This window comes from Pseudovibrio sp. POLY-S9 (genome assembly GCF_001431305.1).
Lineage (GTDB): Bacteria > Pseudomonadota > Alphaproteobacteria > Rhizobiales > Stappiaceae > Pseudovibrio.
In genome coordinates this window covers 1-3,086 of record NZ_LCWX01000093.1, presented here as the reverse complement: position 1 = coordinate 3,086, position 3,086 = coordinate 1, and the positions used below count along the sequence as shown (strand labels likewise).

Here is a 3,086-nt window from a genome sequence, read left to right as displayed (position 1 = left end):
AAGGAGAACTAGACCTAAAAAAAGGCTGGTCACCAAACCTCAAACTGGGGAAATTTGGTCCAGCACTTTTGGGGAAATTTGACCCAGCATTGACACTTAGTAGGCGTGTATAGCATCTCCCTATCAACCGACCCGTATATCAGGCCTCTCAGGTTGTTGAAGATTGGCGTTTCATCAAACATATTCGCAGCCTGCATCTACCTTTTGATAATGCCGCATTTGCATAGTTTCTGGTCTCTTGGGGCTGTCATTTTCATATCAGTATTTTCCATCTCCTATTTCTTTCATTCACCTGAGGCAACTTTGGGAAGAATGTTTGGCTTGGCGAATTTCGTAATGACAACAGGCATAAGCAACACCCAGACATACAGCTTCAATTATGCAGTCGATCAATTACTCGTTTTCATCATAGTCGTGGCAATTTTTGCGTGTGTGTCTACATTCACATTTAACCTGCGCCCAGAGGTTCAATATCTCAACCTGCTACGCCGCTTCTTTAAAGGTGCAAGCTATCTTTTGTCAGATCAGAAAAACAAACACACAACAAAGGATTCCGCTTGGCAACGCTACCTCAGACGACACTACATAAACGAGATCGAAAGCATCCCTCATATCATTCGAGGCTGGATACCGGAGATCTCTCAAGACATTGAGAAAAGTGAACTGATCAAGATCACCGTTGTTCTTGAGGCACTTTCCATTCGCCTGTCAGTCCTGATGGATGAGTTCAAAACTGCTGAAAACAGCCAACTTTATAAGACGCTAAAGCATGACATTCATGGCTGGAGTACTCAGCTGATGACTGACTTCACAAAACTGGTGGAAGAGCCCTCATGTGAAACGTTAGAAGCGACTTTAAAACTACGCGAAACAAGACTCCCAGAAATAGAAGATACAATCTCAAAGGCAGAGCAAGAACAAAGTAAATATGATGGAGAGTTAGGGGAACGATTAAATATCTATCGCATTCTTGGAGGTATTCGCAGTGTTTATCAGGCATTAGAAGACTATGAAGAGCAATCTCAAAAAGTCGATTGGCCTTATCTGAAAGAAGCTCGTTTCTAAAGGAGTATGCGTCAATGAATGGATATCCTGGTGAATGGGCCATTGGGGCCGTTTATTTCCCCCCATTTCTGATCGCGTCTTTCTTAGGTTTGCTTCTCAGCTGGATCACATCACGTTTGTTAAACAGATACCGGCTTTCCAGATTCCTCCTCTATCCACCCGGCGTCTTCCTGGCTTTGGCCGTCATCTACACCGCAGTAATTGGAAGTTGGGTCATTCCGATATGAGAGCATTGAAACCCATACATAAAGCAATGATAACGGGCACGATCGTTGGCGTCGCAGTTCTCGCGTTCGCTTATAAATATTATGCCTACTTGCAAAATCCATGGACACGCGATGGTCAGGTCAGAGCAAACGTTATCCAAATCGCAACCCGCGTTTCCGGCCCAATCGTAGACCTTCCAATCAAAGACAATCAAAGCGTCCAAGCAGGACAACTGCTTTTCCGCATCGATCCAAGAACATTTGAAGCAACCTTTGCTGAGAAGAAAGCGGATCTTGATCAAACGATCGATCAGCTCAACGCGCTTGAAAAAGAGCGTGAAGCTTCGGAAGCAAACGTTGCCCAGTATCGCTCGAACGTAGAGCAAGCCAGTTCAGAACTTCGCTCCTCCATCGCCACCCTGAAAAACATCAAGGGAAATCTGGACCGGAACGCCAAACTGCTCAAAGACGGTTATGTCACGCAGCGCACATATGATCAGATTGAAAAGAGCTATATCGTCGCCCTCTCAGACACCGAAAAAGCCCAGTCAGGCCTCGCTCAAGCAGAAGCAGCTCTTGTAGAAGCTCAGGCCTCCCTTGCCAAGGTCATTGCAACACTAGGTGCAACGGGCGATGAAAACGCACAACTCCGCTCTGCAAAAGCAGCGTTACGCATGGCTGAGTTAGACCTTGGCTTCTCTCGTGTATCTGCACCTGTATCCGGCTACGTCACCAACCTTAACCTACGCCTGGGCAGTCAAACCGTTGAAAATGAGCCAGCCCTTGCCCTCGTAGATATTACCAGCTTCTGGATCGACGCCTACTTTCCAGAAACAAAAATCAGCAGGATCAACATCGGCGATAAAGTCATCATGACCCTGATGGCCTATCCTGATCAGGTGGTTCACGGAGAGGTCGAAAGCATCGGTTGGGGCATTTCTCAATCCGATGGCAGCACAGGCTCCGACCTGCTCCCTAACATCAACCCGACCTTCGAGTGGATACGCCTCGCCCAACGCATCCCGGTCCGCGTCAAAATCGCAGACATCCCCAAAGACATCCTCCTCCGCGTCGGCACCACCGTATCCGTCCTGGTCCTAACCAACACCGCCGCCGACAAAACCACCCCAGATGAACCCCCAGCACCGCTATTGTTTCAGTAAAGCAAGTTACTCCCCCTGTTCATTTCAAAGAGATCTTTGAGGCTCATTGGGACACGAGGGGATATCTTTTCTCTCACCCCTTACAGCAATTAAAGCCTGTGTGACTCCTATGCATACTTTCTTCGCAACCAGTGCAAAGTCCCTTAGGTCAAGGTATGCTCAATTTCACCACTTCACCGACTTAGCAGCACAATCTCAGTACAAATAACGCTAACAAACGCACATAAGAACGCAACGCACTTCCGACTGCGATCCAGTCCAAAAACACTATCTATAGCAACAGCTGCGAGCGCCACTACTTATTCGCTAGCGCCACTACTTATTTGCTATTGAGGTCAAAGCCGCCCCTCTCGCGGCACTCCCCTTCTCTTTGGGATACACGGAGGGTAGTGCTTGTCTCATCACAGCATTTGTAGGCAATCCGTTTCAATCCCTTGAAGCCGTTGCTGTGGTTTCATTGAGGCAAACTGGTAGGCGTATATTCAGGGATAAGGGAGTGGCTCGGTTCTGGGCGGTTTGGAGCTTTGCTCGCTGTGTTTTCAGCACGTTCATTCAGGACAGCCTAATTCCAAAACGCAAAAAGCCCCCATGCGTTATGCATTGGGGGCTTTTTGTCTGATATGTTGTTCTGATTGTTTTGTAGAGATTTAGT

At 47.5% G+C, this 3,086-nt stretch carries 3 protein-coding genes; all 3 read left to right on the top strand.

Going from position 1 to position 3,086, the window contains the following annotated elements; all coding sequences use genetic code 11:
• Positions 1-105 precede the first annotated feature (105 nt).
• Genes PPL9_RS08185 through PPL9_RS08180 form a run of 3 tightly spaced genes read left to right on the top strand, consistent with a single transcriptional unit; the run spans position 106 to position 2,434 of the window.
• A complete protein-coding gene (locus PPL9_RS08185; RefSeq protein ID WP_152986636.1) occupies positions 106-1,065 on the top strand; it encodes an FUSC family protein in 960 nt (319 codons plus the stop codon).
• Positions 1,066-1,079: 14 nt separating this feature from the next.
• Positions 1,080-1,292: a DUF1656 domain-containing protein gene (locus PPL9_RS31200; protein WP_082596670.1), complete on the top strand. Its 213-nt coding sequence runs from the start codon at positions 1,080-1,082 to the stop codon at positions 1,290-1,292.
• A 26-nt stretch (positions 1,293-1,318) separates the two neighbouring features.
• Positions 1,319-2,434, top strand: coding sequence for an HlyD family secretion protein (locus PPL9_RS08180; RefSeq protein ID WP_208989242.1), 1,116 nt, complete (start codon positions 1,319-1,321; stop codon positions 2,432-2,434).
• Positions 2,435-3,086: the final 652 nt, after the last annotated feature.